A 21,518-nucleotide genomic window follows, 5' to 3' on the forward strand; every position below is an offset into this window, starting at 1 on the left:
ATGCAGGTTTGGGTACCCGGCACACCGGATACCCAAGCCCTGTTCAAACTGCCTTCTACTGCTTCGTGAGCCGCACATCGTCAATGTGCAGCGTCGTTCCTCCCGGCGAATCGACGTAGAAGCCGATGTCGATCTGGCCGTTCGTCACCATAATGTTGCTGATGCTGATGTACTTCCAGACGCCGTCGTTGCTAATATTGCTGAAAATGGCGGAGCCTCCGTAGTTCGTGATTTCGGCTCTTGCGGTGGTCGGCGTCGCGTTCTTCAGCCGCACCCACGCCTCGAACTTGTAGTTTGCGTTGTTCACCGGCACGCTGATGACCTGATGAATGCTTTGCTGATAGGGGCCCGCCGCCCAGAAGTAAGCGCGCTTGTCTCCCGTCCAGGGGGACTCGGGCGGATTCGTTCCGGAACCGCTGTCTATGCCGTAGGCGGTCGGTTGACCGGCCGGACGCCATTCCGTCCAGTTCGTGGTCTGGGCCGGATTGCGCTCGAAATCGCCGTTGTCCAGCAGGTTTTGTTCGGAGACGGGCGTTCCCGGAGCCGCAGCGGAAACGAGCAGCCTGTCAAGGTTGATGTTGCCGCTGTCTCCCGTGTCGTATCTGAACGCGATCGTATTGCTGCCGGCGTTCAAGGTGACGGTTTGCGTCTGATCCCGCCAGTCGTTCCAGTTCGCTCCGGGGCTCGCGAAGGCGGTTTGGCCGATTTTAACGCCGTTGACATAGGTGCTGAGCGTTTTCGTTACGGAAGTGGCGTTGGCATAACGCAGCGCCGCTTGGTAACTGCCCGCGCTCGGCACGTTTACGTTGAATTGTACCTGCGATCCCGCGGCCGTCATATTATCGACGAACGACGAGCCGCTGTAATACCAGTGGTCCGTATTCCGGGAAGCGCCGCCGGACAGATCGGCGCTTTCGGCTTCATACTTGGCTGCGGCCGGCGAGAGCGGCACCGAGACGGAGTCCAGATTCACATTCCCCGTATCACCCGCTTCGCTGTAATACTTGTAGGTGATAATATTGCTTCCGGCCGTAAGCGGCAGCGTCTCGGCTTGCGTGCCCCACGTCGACCAATTCGCCAAGTTGGCGAGCGTCGTCTGCTTCACCCATTTGCCGTTGACGAAAATGCTCACCTTCTTGCTTGCACCCGTAGCGTTGGCGTATCGCAGAGCGACGCTGTAATCGCCGCCTGCCGTCACTTTCGGATAAACGGTAACGGCCGCGCCGGCATTCCAGAAGCCTTCGACGAATCCCGTACCGGTATAGCCCGGGTAGTTGTTGTTGACGGATGCTTTGGTGCTCGTCGAATTGCCGGATAACGATGCGTCTTCCGCTTCGTACATAACGGAGGCTGCCGGCACGGATGCGCTGCCGTTTACGGTTACGGATTTGTTCGACGCCGCTCCCGCCGCCAGCTTGACGTACGTGACCGGCCCGTAAACGTCCTTGCCCGTCGTCCAGCCTTCACCCGCGGCGGCGCGAAGCGCATTAAGGTTCGCATAGGAAGTCATCGCCGCACCGTTATTGGTGACGGAAGTTCCGGCGGCGCCGTGAATTTTGACGATATACGATTGCAACGGCGGTGCATAGGACCCGCTCTTGGCGTTTAACGCGAAGCTGATTGTGCCCGAACCGTTATCCCGCGCCGTCATGAGCTGTTTGAAAAAGGCGCCGTTCTCGTAAGCGTAGCTCGCTCCGTCGTCATCGTAATACGTGAACGAGGACTGCGCCGTGTCCGGGAATACGTCCACGTCCACCGAAGTCACCGCGCTTTGCCCCACGTAATCCTGAACCTTCTGCGTCGGAATGATGGCGCCCTTCTTGATAAAAAGCGGGATATCCGTCAGCGTGTCGGGATTGACCGGATAACTGATCGTTTGCCCTCCGGCATAGACGGTTCCGCGGAAATAATCCGTCCAGGTGCCGCCGGGCAGGTAAATTTGTTTAGAGCTCGGCTGTTTCTCGGTGATCGGCGCGGCGAGCAGCCAATCGCCGAACATCCAAGCGTCCGTGTAATCCCTCGCATTCGGATCGGCCGGGTAATCCTGCATGAGCGGCCGCACGAGCCCGTTGCCGTTCTCGTAGGCGCTCCTTTCATAGGCATAAATATAAGGGATAAGCGAATAACGCAGCTGAATCGCCTGCTTCGCCGCCTCCTCGGCCGTCGTCCCGTAATACCAGGGCTGGCGCTGCTGCCTGTTATTGCCGTGTACGCGGAATACCGGCGACAAGGCGCCGAACTGCATCCAGCGGGCGTACAGGTCCGGGTTCGGGTTGTTCGTGGTTCCGTCCTGCTGGTTGAAGCCGCCGACATCCATGCCCCATTTTACCTGTCCGTTGTTGATGGAAGAGAGCATGGCCGCCTTCTGCTCCTGGAGGCCGGCCGCCCAATTGATCCGCTCGCCTTTGTAGTATTGGATGCCGATGTCGCCCGACCACAGCGTCGTCGCATACCGCTGCGCGCCCGGGTAGAACGTCCGCGATGTCTGCCATACCCGTGCGGCGTTGGCCGTATAGGCCCGTTGTCCCTCGTACATCGTCTGCGCCATAAATCCCGTCGTAAAGTTGCCGAACCAATACGTCACCCCGTTGGAAGACACTTTATCGGTTTCGTCGTTCCACCAGCCGGCGATGCCTTTATTGTACGCGTCGATCGAATTATTCCAGAACCAGTTGCGCTGCGAGGCGTTGTACGGATCGATGCTGCGCACCGCAACCGGGATGAAGTAATCCTGGTATTCGTTGTGCCCCGGATAGAAATATCCGCCGTTCGCCGCATCCGTGCCTTGAACGGTCGGATTGCCGCCGAAATCCTTCGTGACGATTCTCGGCTTGGTGATGCCGATCATCTTCACGCCTTTGGCGTCCATCGCCGTTTTAAGGGAGGTGGTCGCGGCCGAAGGGAAATTCGTCGTATTCCAGGCAAACTCGCCGTAGTTGTTCTCCCCGTATTTTTTCCAGTCGTAGTCGATGCCGTAGCCGTCGAGCGGGATATTTTTCGCCCGATACGTGTCGACGTTGTTCGTGAGCTCGGTTTCGTTGATATTCCACTCGAAGTTCATGAATCCGAGCGACCACTTCGGCAGCATCGGCGGCTTGCCCGTAATCTCGGCCACTCCGCTCATCACTTCCTTGGGATTGCCGACCATGATGTAATAATCCACATTCTGCTTCGTATACCGCCGCCCTTCGGTTGGGGTGCCTCCATAGTAAAATTCAAGCTTGCCTGTCGCGCCGTCCGTGTAGGGATAACCGCCGTCGCTGTCGACGACAACCCCGTAGCCGGCCGTGCTCCACATGATCGGGCCGCCGGAATCGCCCTGCTCGCCCGCGTGGGCGGCATGGGTGGAGCTGTTCCGAAGCAGGCTGCCGCCGCCTTCAAAGGCGTCGAAGCTCCGGATGCCGTAGATGTTGTCGCCCGGCGCATGCTGGAACCGGACGCCGTCGTAGAATACGCCGCCCGCGGAAGGCTCCCACAGCAGCGTCGTGCCGTCGGCTTTTTTGACCGTCATGCGGACCGGATTTTTGGATAGCTCGATTCTCATTTTGGACGTCGTGATCGTCATCGGATCCGTTGTCGTCGTGATCGTCGCGCCGACCGCGGACCAGGTTTTATTCGGATCGATCATCGGCGTGCTTGAGCTGGCCGCAATACCGTTCGGGCGGTAATTCGCCTTGAGGATGCCTTCGGCCGCGGCCTGCAGCACCAGGAGGTCGTCATTCGGCTCCAGGCCGTTGTCGATCGTCAGCGTAAGCGTGTCGCCCGTTACGCTCGTCGATATCAAATTGCCGAGCGCGCTTACATAGGCTTGAGCCGACACCGCCGGACCGACGGAAACGGAAGCGGCCAGCAGCGCTGCGGCCAGGATGAACGATATCGCGCGGCGCCGAAACTTGTGCCAAGCGTTCATAAACAAGTCCACCTTCCACATGATAGTCGGGAAGGAAGGAGGCCGGCAACGGCCTCCCTTTCCCGCCGATTCCGGTTAGGAAACCGTGATATGGTCGAGATTGACGCCGAGCGAGCTCGTGCCGTCATAGCTCACTTTAATCGTGTTCGCCCCTGCATTCAGCGTGACGTTCAGCGTCGCGGTCGCCCAGGTCTCCCAATTCGCCGTTTGCGGCAGCGCCAGGTCCGTCACTTTCACGTTGTTGACGTAAATCGCTCTCGATGCGTTGCCTCCCGCCGAGCTGTAGCGGATGCCTATGGTATACGTGCCGCTCGTTTTGGCCGACACCTCGAACGTGACCGAATCCCCGGCCGTTTCGAAGCCGTCGACGAAGCCGGTGCCCGTGTAGCCCGCATGATCGGTATTGGTCGACACATTGACCTGGGTTGCGAACTCGGCCTCATATTCCACCTTGCTCACACCGTTCAGCACGACGGTCTGCGCGCTTGCGCTCGCGCCGAGCTTCACGTACGTGAACTTCTGGACGGAATCGTAGTACCATCCGGAGGCGGAGGAGATGAGCGCGGCAAGCGTCGATTGCTGCGTCAGCGCCGAACCCCCGACCGTTACGGAAGACGGCCTGGTCGTAAACACCTGCAGCGTTTTGACGGAATTGACCGCCGGCAGCGACACCGTCGTCTTGCCCAGCCCGAACTCCTCCGTCGACGTGATTCGCTTGACGGATCCGCCGATGTCGTCGTTCCAGTCATAGCTTGTCGTGCCCGACGGGTAGATGCGGAACGTCAAGTTGTTGTAGCTGGTCAGGCTGTTGCCGATCGTGCCGCCGAGCTGATACTGCGCGTTCAGGTTCATCGGCAGGATGCTTCCCGCTTTCACGAATACCGGAATGTCATCGACGCCGGCGTAGTAGCTGATCGTGCGTCCGCCCGGTCGCTGCGCGCCCCACCAGAAATCGATCCAGTCGCCTGCCGGCAGGTAAACGCTCTTGTTCGTTTCGCCCTGGTTGACGACCGGCGCGACGAGCAGGTTGTCGCCGAACATGTACTGCTCCGTCAGCCCGTACGTATTGCTGTCCGCCGGGTATTCGAGCGCCATCGCCCTCATCATCGGGACGCCGGTATCGCTGCTTTTCTTCGCTTCGCTGTAAATGTACGGAAGCAGGTTCATGCGCGTGTTCGTATATTTCGCGAAATGGCTGATGATCGTAGTGTCGCCGGTGCGCGCCTGCGCGTTCCACGGCGAGCGCTCCTCGCTGATGCCGGAGCTGCCGTTATTCTCCGAGTGGAACTGCATGATCGGCGAGAACGCGGACATTTCCGTCGCGCGCTTATACAATTCGGCCGTCGGGTAGGTTCCCGTAAAACCGGCAAGATCCCAGCTCCAAAAAGGAACGCCGGACATCCCCGCGCTCAGGCCGGCCCTCACGGCATCGCGGAACGCCGAGAACGTCGACTCCTGGTCGCCCGCCCAGAAGATCTGGTTCTGCTGCGCCCCCTGCGTCCCCGACCGGCTGAAGCTGACGGCGTCGGACTTCTTGGATTTGGCGTACTGGTTGTAGGCCTTCACATAATCGTTGGAGTACTGGTTGCGCATCTCGTCGCCCTTTTTGCCGTTTGCGAACGTATTCCAGCGGCCCCACACCATTTCGCCGCCGTCCGTCTTGAATCCGTCGATTCCCACACTGTCGAAAAGATAGCTGCGCTTGGACATCCACCAGTTCGTCGCGGCCGAGTTCGTGTAATCGAGCAGCAGGCTGTTCTCGAACCACTGCCCCCACGGAATGCGGTACTGCCCGCCGCTGCCGTTGCCGACCGCGTACCCTTGCGAGATCATGTACGCTTCATCGTTATCCTTCTGCGCGTAAGGGGTCGACGTGTACTTCTGGATCGGCACCTGCCACAGCAGCACCTTCAAGCCGTTCGCATGGATATCGTCCACCATCTGCTTCGGGTTCGGCCACCTGCCGCCCGCCGGAAAAGTGAAATCCGCGTAGGTCAACGCCTGGCCCCCGGGTTTCGGCGTGTATTGCGCGTCGTTGAAAATATAGAACGTTTGCTCGTCGCTCCACTGCTCCAGCACCATCGCCGTTGCCGGAATGTTGTTGGCGTTCGCGTTGCTGATCGCCCCCGCAACCTCCGATTGGCGGTCCCATTCGTTGGCCGACATCCACAGCCCGAACGCCCACTTCGGCACGGCGGCCGGCTTGCCGGTAATCGTCGTGTAATTGCTGACGACGCCCTTGAGATCATTGCCGTAAATAAAGTAATAATCGAGCAGCGAGCTGGCGCTGCCGCCGGTGTTCGCCGTGAAGCTGTACATATCGCTCCGTTCGGTCGCCAGGCGGAACTTCGAATAGTATGTGGTGTTGAGGAAAATGCCGTAGCCGTTCGTATTGAGCATGAACGGTATCGCCATATACGTGCGGTCGTTCTGGTTCCGGTATTGGTTGTACACATACGTATCCACGTCGCTGCCGCGCTTGCGAATGCTGTTGTAGCGCTCTCCGAATCCGAAAAACTCCTCGCCCGGCGGCGTGTAGAAATTATCCTGCACCTTGTCGACGATCGTGCTGCCGTTGGTCAGCCAGGCCAGGTTGCGATTGACCGTGCTGTCATACTGGCGGGCGATCAGCGTCGTTCCGTCCGGCTTATATACGCTAAGCTTGAACGGATTTTTGTCGACCTTGATTTTCAGCTTGGACGTGCTGATCCACGTTGTCGCGGAGGTGTCCGAAACCGTATAGTTGCTCAGTCCGCTGCTGAACGTGCCCGAACCGTTAGGCGACAGCTGCAGGCGGAACACGTCGTCCGCCGTGAACAGCAGGTTGATTTTCGGCGACATCGTTCCCGTATTCGGGACGGCGTTCAACACGACGCGGTTGGTGTTGTCGGTCACGCTGCCGATGCTGCTGACCGACTCCCAGTCCGTTACGGTGAAGGTGAACGGGCCGACCGTTTTCTCGTTCGCCCCGTCTTTGTTCGCGCGCACCGTGTAGGCAATGACATCCCCCTTGCTGAAGCTGCCGAGGTTGGCCGACCAGTATGTGTTGTTGCCGCTGTTGTACTGCCAGGACGCGCCCACTGCGGGCTGGGTGATGCCGTTCTTCGTCCAGGTCACCCAGGCCGTCTGCCCCGGCTCGATCGGCCACGTCGTAATTTTAATAGAAACATTCTCGCCGGCAACGGGGTCGCGCGGACTGCGTTCCGTCGCCTGAATCTCATACAGATCGTCAATTCCGTACGGGGCGTGGTACACGCCGTCGATCGCATACACGGTAGAGGCCAGCAGAACGAATGACATGACGATCGCGGCGAGCATGGCCACGGTCTTTCTTCGTCTCTTGAATCCCATCAATCTCATCACCTTTCATGCTTTTTAGCGAATCGCCTGCCCACACGCAGGCTGCGTGGGCCCGAGACTGCAACCGCCCATAAAGGAAGCGTTTTCAATAATGGTTCCGGGCATCCCTCCTTTCTCAATCGGTGAAAAGCGCCTGCACCGGGAAACGTTTCATTTCATTCCTCTCGGTGCAGGCGCTCTATTGTTGCGGTTATGGATGAATCGTGATTTCGCCGCCGGCCTCTCCGACGGCGACCAGCACTTCTCCGTCGCGAACGCAGTAGGTTCCGGCGCTCAGCAAGGACGCCTCGCCGACGCGCTCGAATGACAGGCTTCCTGCTTGCACGGAGGAAACGCCGTCAAGCCCGCCAACGATAAATACCGCCGGCTCCGTCCGGTTGCCGTTCCACTTCAAACGGATGCCGTCAGCGTCGCGTTCCGCCCCGATGCCGATCGACAGCCCCAAATCGTCTTCGAAATGGGCGGCAGCCGTATCCGTCAAATAGACAAGGAAACAAAGGCGCTCGTAGCGGTCGGTCCGATTGCCGACATGGTCGCCCAGACGGCAATCCTGGCCCAGATTCAATGCCAGCACGCTGTTCTGCTTCACATAAACGGGAATGCGGGCCAGCTCCGCCTCTACCTTCACGAGCCGCGGCCCCGCAATCTCTTCGCCGCCGAACAGGGGCAGCCATCTGCCTTCGGGGAAATAGATTTCCTTGGTATAAGCGCCTTCCTCGACGATGGGCGCCACAAGGAGACTATCGCCGAACATATACTGTCCGGTCATCTCCGTGCAGTGGGGGTCATCCGAATGTTCCAGCAGCATGGCCCGCATGAGCGGCACGCCGGTGCGGCTCGTTCGGACAGCCTGCTCATAAATATAAGGCAGCAGGTTCATCCGGATATCCGCATAACGCTTATACAGCTCGATGACGGCGGGCTGTCCCGTCCGTTCGGCGATATTCCACGGTGTCCGGTCCTGGTTGAACTCCCCCTTCGTCTCCGCGTGGTACTGCATAACCGGACAAAAAGCGGCCATCTGCGTGGAGCGCACGAACAATTCCGCGGTCGGAATGTCGCCGTGGAAGCCGCCCAGATCCCAGCCCCAGAACGGGATGCCCGACATGCTGCTCGTCAGGCCCGCGATCAGCGAGGAGCGGAACGCTTCAAACGTCGACCGTTCGTCCCCGGCCCAGTGCAGCGGATACCGCTGCGCTCCGGTATAGCCGGCACGGCTGAACGTCACGCCCCCGCCTTCGGCGACCTGCTGCACGAAGTCGTAATAGCTTCCCGCATACAGGTTCGGGTAAAGATTGCGCATCTCCCGGCCCGTCGAGCCGTCGTGAAACTTCAGGCCATGGCCGAACACGAACTCGCCGCCGTCCGTTTTGAAGCCGTCGACCCCGAGCTCCTCCACCAAATAACGGCGTTTATCGAACCACCAGCGCTTCGCCTCGGGATTCGTGTAGTCGATAATATGGCAATCCTTGAACCAGTTGTACGGCAGCGTAAACGGCTCGCCGTTCTCATCGTGCACGCAATAGCCCCGCTCCAGGAACGTCCGCTCATCGCGGTCCCGCTGCTCATGAACGACGCCGTACATGAACTTGTGGATCGGAATTTGCCACAGCAGCACCTTCAAGCCGTCCGCGTGGAGGTCGTCCATCATCCGCTTCGGATTCGGCCACCGCCCCCATTCGGGAAAACGAAAATCCGCGTAGCGGAACGGCTCGGAGCCGTCCTTCACCTCGTACTGCGCATCGTTGAAAATGTAGAACGTCGCCTCGTCGCTCCACTGCTCCAGCACGAGCACGGTGGCCGGAATACGGTGCCGGTTCGTCAGCTCGACCTGCTTCATCACCTCTGCCTGCGAATCCCAGTTGTTGCTCGACATCCAGGGACCGAACGCCCACTTCGGAGGGAGCGCCGGCCGCCCGGCGATTCCGGCGAACTGGCCGATCATGGACAGCGGTTCGCCCGCGAATAAATAAGCGGTCAATTGCTGGGAGACGGTATGCAAATCCGCCTCGATCTCCACCAGATCGGACAAACGGGTGTGGAAACGGAACTTGGAATAGAGCGGCGTATCCAGAAATACCGCGTATTTGCCCGAGCTGACGGCAAAAGGAACCGGCATATACGTTTTGAGCCCCTGATCCCGGTATTGATTGTAGACATACTGGTCCACTTCCTGCCCCGAGTAATCGAAGTGGGAGTATCGTTCCCCCATGCCGAACCAGCGGTGCTCCGCCTTGGACTTCCAGTTGAACCTGACCTTATGCAGCATGCCGCTTCTGTCCGTCAGCACTTCCAGGAACGGCTTCCCTTCTATACCGTAGCTCTCGATCAGAACGCCCTGCTCATTGCGGAGCAGCAGTTTAAGCGCTCCGTTCTCCCTGCGAGCCGCGAGCTGCGCCCCGGCAAGCGCGAGCACGGCTTCCGCCGTCTCCGCGGCTTCGCCGGCGCCGTTCGCCGCACCGTGCGGAACCGCCTCAAACGACAGCCTCGCCGCACCGGTTTCATGCCGCGCCAGCGTGACGACCGGCGAACGTTCGCCGAATTCCGGCCTGCCGGCAAATGTGACGGCAATGCTGTCGTCGGACGCCTCCATCGACCGCACACGGTCGACAGGCAGCCATTGCCGCACGAGAAAACGGTACGGCTCCGATTGCTGCACGCCGTTGTCGCCTTCCAGCCGGAACTCGTACCGAACCTCCTGTCCCGCCTCGAAAACACCCAAACGGGCGGCCCACACTTTATCGCCGTCCGGCGTCGTTTCCGCCTGCATCCGGATCGTCTCCGCACAGGCTGCGCCGTCCGCCATAACATGGACCGTCACGCGCTGATTCGGATGAAACGGCCGGGTCAACAATCGAACGAATACGGTATCGCCCGCTTCGGGCTCGCGCGGCAGCCTTTCATAAGGCAGCGTAACATAAGGATCGTCGTACCCTGTCGGCTTATGCAGCAGATCGACCGTATCCGCCGCCGCACCGGCCTTCAGCAGTCCCCCGGACCGCACGCTGGCGGACGCCAATTCAAACAGCACAACGCTCAGCCGGCTGTCCGGCGCCTGCGACTGCGACTGCCAATGCGAGAGAAACAGCGGCTCCCGGGCGGTCGATACATCCAGCTCGCCGATGCTGCCGTCTGTCCGGAAAAGCCCTTCCACATGCGCCAGCAGCGATTTCGCCTTGCCGATCTCGCCTTTGTTCGCGTAATACCAGGCGAGCAGGCAAGTGACATCGGTCCGCTCGCAGCCGCCGAACCAGGTATCGTTCGCCGACAGCCGGACGCCTTTGCCCGTGAGGGATTCCTCGACGACCGCCAGCGCCTCGATCAGAATGCGGTCCTCGATGCCGAGCAGTCCGAACGGAATGGCGGCCGCCACGATATCGCCGTGCACGGCCGTGTCGCCCAGCTCGCTGACGACCCGCCCGTCTTTAATGAAACGGGCGAATAAAAGCTCGCGAATCGATTTCATGAGCTGCTGTGTCCGCTCATCCCCGGCATGCGGTCCGATCGAGCTGAGACCGGCATAATAAATGGCCAGGTTCGTCAGAAACACGCCGCTGCGCCGCGGATCGAGCCAGTGGCTTTGGGGCGTCCGCCACCCGCCTTCGATGCGGCCGATCGCCTTTGCAATGGCGGTCCCATCGTTCTGAAGCAAGCTGTAGTCCTGTGTCGCGTTCATATATTCTCCGGCCGCCCAAAGCGCAAACGCCTCGTCCGGGGCGGATTTGTCCCCTGCCGCGAGAAGCTCCGCAGCCAGCGAATACGCCGCAGGGGCATTACCCGACTTCATAAATGCGTAAGATCGAAACGCGTTGTCGCGATGCTGCGCCGTGGTAGCCAAACTTTCCAATGCATGATACCTCCTGGGAACGAATGAGCAAAACTTCGATAGAAAAAGGGGCCATTGTACAAAACAACAGCCCCGACAGACCAACCGATTGCTTATTTTGCGAGCAGCTTTTCGACGTTCGCCTGCGCCGCGTTCAATGCCTGTTCCGCGGTATAATCCGGCTTCAGCTTCGCCTTCTCGAGCTCATCGCCGATCGCTTTCTGCAGATCGCCCCATTGATCCGGAATCGGGCCAACCGGCGGCAGCACCAAGCTGTCGAGCGCTTCCAGCACAACCTTTTTGGATTCCGGCGGCTTCTGGTCGTAGAAAGCCTGCATGACGGCGTCATCCGACACGGCCGGCGTGCTCCAGCCCTTCTCGATCCGCAGGCTGACCGCCGCCGGATCGGAAGACATGAATTTGATAAACTTCCATGCCGCTTCTTCGTTCTTGGTATTGCCGGAAACAACCAGACCGTCGGCGAAGAAATGGTGCGCTTTCTGCGTGTTGCCCGGCTCCAGCGCGATGTCCCATTTGAAAGGAGCTTCCGCGAAGCGTCCGAAGTTCCAGGTGCCCGCGCGCAGCATAGCCAGCTTGCCGGACATGAACGCGTTAAGATCGGCGTCCGGCTGGCTGAACGTGTCGTCGTTCAGAGGCGGCGAAACCTTCTCCTTGCTCGCTTTGCCGAGCATCCAGTTCAACGCTTCGATATTTTCTTTGCTGTTGACGGTAGGCTTGTTGTCGGCCGACCAGATGCCGCCGCCGTTTTGCGCGATCGTTTTGTAGAATTCATAGAATTGGATCGGCGCATAGGTGCCCCAAACCCCGTTTTTCGGATCGGTCATCTTTTGGGCCGCTGCCAGTTCTTCCTTCCAGGTCCAGTCGGCTGTCGGATACTCGACTTGATATTTGTCGAACAAGTCCTTATTATAGTAAAGAACGACGGCGGAGAAGCTTTCGACCACGCCGTATTGCTTGCCGCCGTAGTTGAACGCGTCGTAGGCCAGACCCTGGAACGACTCGGGTTTGAACGAGGTGTCCGCCGCGATTACCGATGTCAGATCCTTCAATGTATTTTTGGCCGCATAGGATGCGAAGTTCTCATAGCCGACCTCGAACACGTCAGGGCCTTCCCCCGAAGCGATCTGCGTGTTCAGCTTCGTGTAGTAGTTGGCGTAGTCGACGACTTCCACATCCACCTTGATGTCCGGGTTTGCGGCCTCGAATGCCTTGACCATGGCATCCAGCGTTTCTTCCTGCGAGCCGCTGGCCGTATACTGCATGAATTTCAAGGTAACGGGATCCTGCTTCGGCTCGGCGGCCGGCTCTGTTTCTTTGTTCCCCTCATTCGCCGTCGTATTCGCCGGAGCCGTTGTGTTGCCCTTCTGATTCTCCCCGTTGCCGGAGTTCGCGCCTCCGCATGCCGTAACCACCAGCATCATCACCATGATGACCAGCACGGACCAAATCCTGCTTTTTTTTGTCATGTTCAACCCTCACTTTTCATTTGATGAGTCCCTTGTATTTCGTGCCTGGCACTGCTGCTGCCGGATTCCGCCCGGCATCACCCCCTTCAAGAGAAGCCCCGTTCCCGTTCCCGTTCCCGTTCCCGTTCCCGCTCCCGATTCAGCCTTTGACCCCGCTCATCGTCACCCCTTTAATGATGTATTTCGAGGCAAACAGGAACACGATGAAGATTGGAATAAAGCTGACGACATTGCCTGCCATCAGAATATTCCACTCGGTGGCCCATCTTCCCTGAAGCTTGCTTAGCCCGATCGGAAGCGTCATGATGTCCGTATCGCTCGTGATGATCAGCGGCCACAGGAAGTTGTTCCACGAAGCCATAAAAGAGAAGATCGACAACGCCGCGATGGACGGTTTGCTGAGCGGCAATATAATCGACCAAAACACCTTGAAATAGGAGGCGCCGTCCATAAAGGCCGCTTCGAGCAGCGTGTCGGGAATCGTCTGGATATGCTGCCTGAGCATGAACGTGCCGTAAGCGCTGAATATCCCCGGCAGAATGAGGCCCGCATAGGTATCGATCAGGTTCAGCTTCTGGAAAACGATAAACAGCGGCGTCATCGTGACCTGCAAGGGAATCATCATCGTAATCAGGAAAAGCACGAACAGCGCTTCCCGGCCTTTGAACCGGATTTTGGCGAATACGAACGCAGCCATGGCGGCGACAAGCAGCTGCAGCGCTGTCGTGATCACCGATACCGCTATGCTGTTGGCAAGAAACCGGTAGATCGGAAAATATTTCGTAATTTCGGCATAATTGCTGAATCGGAACGTTTCCGGTATGAGATTGGGCGGCATCCGCACCACTTCCAGACTGTCCTTGAAGGAGCCGGACAACATCCAGACAAACGGGAAAATAAGGACGACGGCCGCAACGATCAGCACGCAGTGGGCAAGCGCGTCGCGGATAAGGTTGCGTCTAGCGATCATAGGTGACCCACCTTTTCTGCAGAGTTTGCTGGATTAACGTCACCGCGAATATAATGAGGAACAGAATCCACGACTGGGCGGATGCGAAGCCCATCTTGTAATTTTGGAAAGCGTTCTCGTAGATTTGCTGCACCAGCGTCGTTGTCGCGCCCGCCGGGCCGCCGCCGGTCATGACCATCACCTGGTCGAACAATTGAAAGCCGTTGATGAGCGAGATGACGAGGACGAAAAAGAGGCTCGGCGTCAGCAAAGGAAGCGTGATGTTGACGAATTTCCCGAAGCCGCTGGCGCCGTCGATAATGGCCGCCTCGTAATAATCGTCCGAAATTTCCTGGAGGCCGGCCAGCAGGATGATCGTCACGTAGCCGATATCCTTCCAGATGCTGACCGCGATGATCGCCGGCATCGCCCAGGTGAAATCCTGCAGCCATATCGGTCCCTGAATGCCGAAGAAGGAAAGAAAGTAATTCACCAGCCCGCTCTGTCCGTTAAGCAGCCATCTCCATACGATCGCGACGGCCACCCAGGAAGTGATGACGGGGATAAAAATAAAAACCCGGTACAACTTCACGCCCTTCATCCTGCGGTTCAGCAGCACCGCAAAAAACAATCCCAGCGCAAGCACGGTCGGCAGATAACCGACGATATAGCGCACGATGTTGATCAGGGAGCTTACCGTCTGTTCGTCGTCAAGCGCCTCTGTGTAGTTGTCGAAGCCGACAAAACGCGCCTTCGTAAGCAGGTCCCAATCCGTGAAGCTGATGACGGCGGACGACAGCAGCGGAATGAGCTGAAACAGGACGAGTCCCGCCAGGCTCGGCAGCAAAAACGCGATGATGATCAGCCATTTGGAAATTCTTTTTTGCCCTACCATGGTTTATCCTCTCCCGAACTCCGTTTCCGTCTGACTCTGACCGTTGCCGCGCCGTATGACGGTTCCCCTCTCCACAATCTCAAGCGGCAGAATGGTCTCTTGCTGATCTTCCGATTGCCCGCCGTCGTCGTCCCCGGCTTCGCCGATCAGGCGGAGCAGCCGCTCGGCGGCGATCACGCCCTTTTTCTTGATGTCCTGACGGACGGTCGTCAGCGGCGGCAGGAACATTTTGGACATGAACACATCGTCGAAGCCGATGACCGAGATGTCGTCGGGCGTTCGGATGCCTTCGTCCGTGAAGCTTTTGATCAGTCCGAACGCAATCATATCGGCCGTGGCGAACACCGCGGTAATTTCCGGAAAAGCGGACGCGATCCGGCGGCCCGCCGCGACGCCGTGATCGTAGCTCATGGAGTCCTCAAACACATAATCCGGGTTGTAGAAAAGATTGGACTCGCGAATCGCCTGCTTGTAGCCGAGAAAACGCTTTTCGACCACGCCTTCCCTTCTGATCGCGCCCGTTATCATGCCGATATTCGTATGGCCCATATCGATCAAATACTTGGTGGCCAGGTACCCGCCGTGTTCGTCGTCGATGCCTATGCGGTAAAAGTAACTGTCGTTGATGTAGCTGTCGATGAGCACGATCGGGATCTTGATTTTTTTCAGGCCGGCGTAAAATTCCTCCGGATAGATTCCCATAATGATCGCGCCGTCCAGGTTGCGCTGGATCAGCACATCCAGATAGCTTTCGCCCTGATTGACGCCCGACAGCAGCAAATGATAGCCGTATTCGCGCAGCTTGCCTTCGATGCCGCTGATAATTTCGCTGTACCACGGATTCTCCAGAATGAGCTGGGCGTGCTTTTCCGTTTGCGGGATGACGATGCCGATCAGCTTCGACTGGTTTTTGACGAGGCTGCGCGCCGAATAATCCGGGACATAATTGAGACTTTTGATGACGTTGTTTATTCGTTCCAGCGTCTCGCCGGACACCTTCTCGTGCTTGCCGTTCAGCACGTAGGAGACGGCGGCGGTGGAAACGCTTGCAGCCTTTGCAACGTCTTTCAGCGTCGGTCGTTTCATATGATCGCTCCAATGGTTATACGTTTAAGTGAATTATAGTCCCGACATCAGAATTTGGCAACATAAATTTTCGGAATTACGTTGTGAAAGTGTTTACATATGGATTTTTCCCATGATAAACCTTATTTTTATCGCATTAACCGTCCTGATTCGTCGAGATTAAGTTAACCGTTTAATAAACTTTAGGGGCAAGTTTCCCGCTTGGCTGCGCCGGAGGCTATCCAAATGTATGTCGGATTGGAATGATAGCCCGCTTCCAATCAATCAGGTGCATTTTATGCACCTGGTTTCTCTAACAGGCATCAGCAGCGCCGAACGAAGTGCAAAATATGCACCACAAACGCAGTAATTCTACCGGAAATGGCCGTTCTGCCGCAACCAAGTGCAGGTTTTACACCTTATTGCTAGAAATCGGACCATTTCGGCCTAACAAAGTGCATCTTTTGCACCTCGTAACCGTTTTTGATTGGAACCTTCGTTTCGTGAAAACGGGGCCCCCTCTGGCAAATCTTTCTGCCTTTAAGAAAGCCCTATCGGTTCGAAATCTAAGTGTATATGCGACACGTCAGTGAACGCACAACAAAAAAGCCGTCACATGGACGGCTCAAGTTTTATAGAAATTATAGTTCCAGCGTCATCGCCGTCTGCACAAAAGGATCTATCTCCACCTTCGCCTTCGCCTTGGCCTTCGGTGCCGAACCGCCCGAGATCAGCTTGATCAGGCCGCCGAACTCGAGCTCCTCGAATTTGCTTGCCGCCGCCGCATGGTCGAGCGCCCATACGCAACGCTCCCACTCCAGCTCCACCGGCGCGTCGCAGCGGATCGTCGCCAGATCGCGCGACAGGTGCAGCATGTCCAGATCGGCCTCGATTTTCGCCCGGATCGTTTTGGACAACCCATCGAGATTGCCCAGAATGCCTTCGATTGAACCGTATTCGAGTACGAGCTTCAGCGCCGTTTTCTCCCCGATCCCTTTTACGCCCGGGTAATTGTCGCTCGTATCGCCCATCAGCCCTTTCAGGTCGACGATCTGCGCCGGCGTCAGCTGCCGCTCCTCAAACAAATAATCGGGCGTATAAACCGCGTAATTGCCCTGGCCTTTTTTCATAATGACGACCGTAATCCGATCGTCCACAAGCTGCAGCATGTCATGGTCGCCGGTCAGGATGAACACATCCGCGTGCGGCGCATACAGCTTGGCGAGCGTGCCGATGCAATCGTCGGCTTCATACCCCGAAATGCCGACGTTCGGAATGCCGAAGCTGGCGACGACGTCCTTGACGAGATCGAACTGTGGAATCAAATCATCAGGCGCTTCAGGCCGGTTCGCCTTGTAGCCTTCGAATTGACCCGACCGAAACGTCGTGCTCCCCATGTCCCAGCAGCAAACGACGCGCGTCGGCTCGAACTTTTGCACCGCATCCCAAAAATAACGCACCCAGCCGTGGACGCCGTTGACCGGCACCCCCGCGCTCGTCCGCCGGATCGCACCCGTGAACGAGGTCGCAAAATACGCCCGGAACAGCAGCGCCATGCCGTCGACAATCAGCAGCCGTTCCCGGCTTTCTCCCAAATCCATGTTTTCTCCTCCGTAATCGCAAATCGATTTTAACTGAAAATCCCGCTTAAGTATGTCTCCACATCAACCTTGATCGGCATCAGATAGACGTGCCCCCCGGCCTTGTCGGCAAACCCGATCGCCCGCCGCGCGAAGTCGACGTTCCAATCCAGCGCGGGCTTGAAATTTGCCGGAAACACCGCGTTGTTTTTCGTTTCCCAATAGCCGCGCGACGCATCCGTCATAACCGGCGACACGCCCCAATAAATGTCGCAGCACGGCAGCAGCTCCGCATAAACCTCCATCAACCGGACATCGAAGAACGGCTGGGTGAAAAAACCGTCCGCGCCCGCCTCCAGCTTCTCGCCGACATAGCCGAGCTCGTCGCGGATGCTGCTCCGGTAAGGATCGATCGCGGCATACACCTTCAGCTGCGGATATTCGTGCTTCACTTTGCGGATCAGCTCGGCCGTCTTCGTCGGGTAAACCTTCCGCGTCATGTCGGCCGGCGGATCGCCTGCTATGACCAGAATCTCCGCCAGGCCGTTGCGCAGCAGCTCGCTCCCGAGCTTGAACGGCTTGCGCAGGTCGAAATCGATCGCGCGGATGTGGGGAATGGCTCGTTGGTAGAAAGGTCTCGCCGCCGCCGCTCCTTCCCAGCTCCGGACGGAAAGCCGCATCAGATCGGGCACGTTCACCGTATCGATCGGGGCGTGCCGTTTCCTGACCGCTTGAAGCTCCTCCCGAAACCTGTCCAGGCCGCGGGGAACCAACTCTATTGAAATATGCATTTGATGTGATCTCCATCGGACTTATTGATATGGAAAAAGGAAGCCGGGCAGCGTTCGACAAGAACATGTCCGACTTCTATTATACACGAGATATGCCGGTCACGGGGACGGGTTTTGCGTCAAAATTCGCCGCGGATGAACCGGCCGATCCGGCGCGCCGCCTCCTCGAGGCGGTCCGCTTCCTCGACCAGGGCGATCCGTACGTAGCCCTCTCCTTGCGCGCCGAACGCGCTGCCCGGGATGACGGCGACGCCGGTCGCGCGCAGCAGCTCGCGGGCAAATGCGCGGGAAGATTGCCGACTATCCGCGTTTGGCGGCGTGTCTGCGGCTACCTTCCCTTCTTGCTGCGATCCCCAGCCTTTCGGCAGCGGCGCCCAGACGAACATCGTCGCCTTCGGCGGCGTCACTTCCCAGCCTTCGGCGCGCAATGCCGCCAGAAACCGGTCGCGCCGCCGCTCGTACACCGGGCCGACCGGCGCGGCGCCGGCCATGTCCTCACGGAGCGCTTCGATGCCTGCCTCCTGCACGGCTTCAAATACGCCGTAATCGAGATTCGCTTTCAAATCGCGCAGCGCGCCGACCGCCTGGGCATTGCCCGCCAGAAAGCCGATTCGCCCGCCTGCAAGATTGAAGCTTTTGGACAGTGAATGAAACTCTACCGCAAAATCCTTGGCCCCTTCAATCTGAAGGATGCTGGGCGGCCGGAAGCCGTCGAACGCCATTTCGGAATAGGCAAGATCGTGCACGACAAGCACTCCGTAACGCTTCGCGATAGCTGCCAGCCGTTCAAAGAACGGCAGGTCGGCGACCGCCGATACCGGATTGCTCGGGAAGTTGAGCAGAATGAATGCGGATTTCGCCCATATGTGCTCGGGCACGGCTCCCAGATCCGGAAGAAAGCCGTTATCCGCCCGAAGCGGTACAAAATACGGCTCTACGCCAGCTACAGCCAGTCCCGCGGCATAGATCGGATAACCGGGATCCGGCACGATCGCCATGTCGCCAGGCTCGCTGACCGCCAGGGCCAGATGTGCTAGTCCGTCCTGCGAGCCCATCAGCGTCACGAGCTCGCGCTCCGGATCAATCGAGATGCCGAAGCGGTATGACAGCCAATCGGCTGCGGTCTGCCGGAACTTGATGCTCCCTCTGGAAAGCGGGTACCGGTAGGCGTCATCGCGCAGCACGGCTGCGCTCATCGCCTGCCGCACCCGTTCGGACGGCGGCAGATCCGGGCTGCCGATCCCGAGATCGATCACGTCGAGACCGTCATGTCTCGCCTCTTCCTTCCACTCCGCCACCTCGGCAAAAACCGCGGAGCCGAGCCTGGACAGGCGGGACGACCGCCATTTCATCATGTCCGTCATTGCGCGTTCAGCCCCATACCCGCTCGAATTCGTCTTCCTTGTAACCGACCGTCAGCGTTTTGCCGTCGGTCACGACAGGCCGCTTTACCAAACGGCCGTTCGAGGCGAGCATCGCGATCCGCTCCTCTTCGCTCATGCCGGGCAGCCTGTCCTTCAGGTTCTGCTCCTTATACACCTCGCCGGAGGTATTGAAAAATTTTTCGAGCTCCAACCCGCTGAGCCGCAGCCATCCCTTAATCTCCGCTTCGCTCGCCGGCTGCTCGAACAGGTCGCGCAGGTCCAGCTCATAGCCCATCGCTTGCAGCTTCTTAATGCCCGTACGGCAGGTGCCGCATTTCGCGTAATGATAAACTTTCAATTTCTTTTCCGCCAACGTTGCTCCATCCTTCCACTAGTAAAAATAAGCCCCTTCCGGCTGCGTAAAATTAATGCCGGATTCCGGCGTTATTCCCCACCGGAAGCGCCCCGCGGCGCTTTTAACGCCGCATTCCGGCGTTATTCCCCACCAAACAGAGCTAGTCGCCCTCCCTCAGCAGCCGCTCCAGACGCTGCAAATCCTCAGGCAACGACGCGCGGAACGTCACGCGCTCGCCCGTCATCGGGTGCGTGAATGCGAGCTCCCAGGCGTGCAGCGCCTGCCTTCCGGCCGCCTCATTGGCCGCGGCCCGCCATTCCGCAGCAGTCTCCTCGCCGTCATGCCTATCCGCGGCCGTCCCCATCGTCCGCCACTCCGCAGCAGCCTTCGCTTCGCGACCTTGCATGTCGGCGGCAGTCGCCGCCGCCTGCCGCGGCTTGGCAGGCTCATCAGCCGTCATCCGCCGCTTCAAGGCGGCCTCACCCGTCCCGATGCCGTACATTTTGTCGCCGATCAACGGGCAGCCGATGTGCCGCATATGAACGCGAATCTGGTGGGTGCGCCCCGTCTCGAGCTTTAACCGGACCAAGGAAGCGGACCCCGCTCCGCCCCGGTAAATCTCCACCGTCTCATAGTGCGTCACCGACGGGTAACCATCCGGCGTGACGATGCGAATATGCGGCGCATCCGGATTGCGGTCGATCGGCGCATCGACCGTGCCCGAAGCCGGCTCCGGCTTGCCGAACACATACGCGATATACGTCTTGTCGACCTCGCCGCGCTGCATTTGCTCCGACAGCTGCTGATGCACATACCCGTTTTTGGCCACGGCCACCACGCCCGACGTCTCCTGATCGAGCCGGTGAACGGGCCTGAACCGGAACGATTCGCCGCGCGACTGCCACAGATGGACGACGCCGTTCGCCAGCGTATGCGTGTAATGGCCGTGCGTCGGATGGACGATGACCCCGGCCGCTTTGTTCAGAATCAGCAGATGCGAATCCTCGTACACGATGTCAAGCGGCATCTCCTGCGGCAAAATATCGTCCGAACGCTCACGCTCCATTCGGAGCGCGACTTCATCCCCCGCCTTCACCTTCGCCGTCGTGTAGACGCGCCGCCCGTTCAGCGTCAGGCCCTCCTCCGTCAGCTTCAGCCTGGACAACAGCTTGCGGGAAACGCCGAGCCTTTTCTCCAGCACGGTGCGGACGGTCATCCCCTCATCCCGGGGATCGACCGTCAGCGTGATCGGCTCGTAATAACGCTCGCTCATTGCGATTTCGGCTTGCGAAACACATTGGCGCTTCGCACGTACTCGACGTCCGCTACGCCAAGTCGGGCATTGGCGACCCGCGCCGCCGCGAAGAAGTAATCCGACAGCCGGTTCAAATAGGTAACGGCGTGCGCATTCACGTTATGCTCGGCGGCAAGCGTGACGCAGCGGCGTTCGGCTCGCCGGCATACGGTGCGGCATACGTGCAGCAGCGCCGCCTCCTCCGAGCCTCCCGGCAAAATAAAGCGCGCAAGCTCAGGTGCTTGCGTGATGTATGCGTCGATCTCCGACTCCAACCGGGCGATCGGCTCCGCTCCCATCTTGTACACCGAAGGCTCGTTAGCGAATGCCAGGTCGGAGCCGCAATCGAACAGCTCCTGCTGGATGTCGGCAAGCTGCGCCGCCATGTCGTCGAGCTTGCCCGACCGAACCAATGCGGCCGCCGCTTGTCCGACGAACGCGTTCAGCTCGTCGATCGTCCCGTAGGCCTCGACGCGCGCATCGTCCTTGCGGACGCGGCCTCCTTTTAACGAAGTTTGACCGGCATCCCCCGTGCGTGTATACAATCTCATTTATTCCGCCCCTTCCCGCAAAATAATCCAGTTTTCACTATACCATACCGGGCCAACCCGGAAAAAGAAAAGAAGCCTCCCGCGAGACTTC

General features: G+C 58.8%; 13 protein-coding genes. All 13 read right to left on the reverse strand.

Going from position 1 to position 21,518, the window contains the following annotated elements; genetic code table 11:
* Nucleotides 1-55: 55 nt before the first annotated feature.
* Complete coding sequence (locus RWM61_RS05265) at nt 56-3,910, reverse strand: TIM-barrel domain-containing protein (RefSeq protein ID WP_313998175.1); 3,855 nt, start codon at nt 3,908-3,910, stop codon at nt 56-58.
* Between the two features lie 75 nt (nt 3,911-3,985).
* Nucleotides 3,986-7,261, reverse strand: coding sequence for a TIM-barrel domain-containing protein (locus tag RWM61_RS05270; protein ID WP_313998177.1), 3,276 nt, complete (start codon nt 7,259-7,261; stop codon nt 3,986-3,988).
* A 199-nt stretch (nt 7,262-7,460) separates the two neighbouring features.
* Nucleotides 7,461-11,117 (reverse strand): TIM-barrel domain-containing protein, encoded by a 3,657-nt coding sequence (locus RWM61_RS05275; protein ID WP_313998179.1) that lies wholly within the window; start codon nt 11,115-11,117, stop codon nt 7,461-7,463.
* A gap of 92 nt (nt 11,118-11,209) precedes the next feature.
* Entirely contained in the window at nt 11,210-12,583 is a 1,374-nt protein-coding gene (locus RWM61_RS05280; RefSeq protein WP_313998181.1) for a sugar ABC transporter substrate-binding protein, read from the reverse strand.
* 139 nt (nt 12,584-12,722) lie between these two features.
* Nucleotides 12,723-13,553, reverse strand: coding sequence for a carbohydrate ABC transporter permease (locus RWM61_RS05285; protein WP_313998183.1), 831 nt, complete (start codon nt 13,551-13,553; stop codon nt 12,723-12,725).
* A complete protein-coding gene (locus RWM61_RS05290; protein ID WP_313998185.1) occupies nt 13,543-14,427 on the reverse strand; it encodes a sugar ABC transporter permease in 885 nt (294 codons plus the stop codon). Before RWM61_RS05290 ends, RWM61_RS05285 begins: the two co-directional genes overlap by 11 nt.
* A 3-nt stretch (nt 14,428-14,430) precedes the next feature.
* Nucleotides 14,431-15,513: a LacI family DNA-binding transcriptional regulator gene (locus RWM61_RS05295; protein WP_313998188.1), complete on the reverse strand. Its 1,083-nt coding sequence runs from the start codon at nt 15,511-15,513 to the stop codon at nt 14,431-14,433.
* A 620-nt stretch (nt 15,514-16,133) separates the two neighbouring features.
* Nucleotides 16,134-17,093: a 5'-3' exonuclease H3TH domain-containing protein gene (locus RWM61_RS05300; RefSeq protein ID WP_313998190.1), complete on the reverse strand. Its 960-nt coding sequence runs from the start codon at nt 17,091-17,093 to the stop codon at nt 16,134-16,136.
* 29 nt (nt 17,094-17,122) lie between these two features.
* On the reverse strand, nt 17,123-17,863 hold the full coding sequence (locus RWM61_RS05305) for a methylenetetrahydrofolate reductase (protein ID WP_313998192.1): 741 nt from the start codon (nt 17,861-17,863) through the stop codon (nt 17,123-17,125).
* A 119-nt stretch (nt 17,864-17,982) separates the two neighbouring features.
* Complete coding sequence (locus RWM61_RS05310) at nt 17,983-19,218, reverse strand: aminotransferase class I/II-fold pyridoxal phosphate-dependent enzyme (protein ID WP_313998298.1); 1,236 nt, start codon at nt 19,216-19,218, stop codon at nt 17,983-17,985.
* A 16-nt stretch (nt 19,219-19,234) separates the two neighbouring features.
* Complete coding sequence (locus tag RWM61_RS05315; RefSeq protein ID WP_313998194.1) at nt 19,235-19,600, reverse strand: Spx/MgsR family RNA polymerase-binding regulatory protein; 366 nt, start codon at nt 19,598-19,600, stop codon at nt 19,235-19,237.
* Nucleotides 19,601-19,742: 142 nt separating this feature from the next.
* Nucleotides 19,743-20,855, reverse strand: coding sequence for an RluA family pseudouridine synthase (locus RWM61_RS05320; protein WP_313998196.1), 1,113 nt, complete (start codon nt 20,853-20,855; stop codon nt 19,743-19,745).
* Entirely contained in the window at nt 20,852-21,427 is a 576-nt protein-coding gene (locus RWM61_RS05325) for a cob(I)yrinic acid a,c-diamide adenosyltransferase (protein ID WP_313998198.1), read from the reverse strand. The genes RWM61_RS05320 and RWM61_RS05325 overlap by 4 nt, the downstream gene beginning before the upstream one ends.
* Nucleotides 21,428-21,518: the final 91 nt, after the last annotated feature.

The sequence above is a fragment of the uncultured Paenibacillus sp. genome (assembly GCF_963515335.1).
In the GTDB taxonomy this organism is placed as follows: domain Bacteria; phylum Bacillota; class Bacilli; order Paenibacillales; family Paenibacillaceae; genus Paenibacillus_I.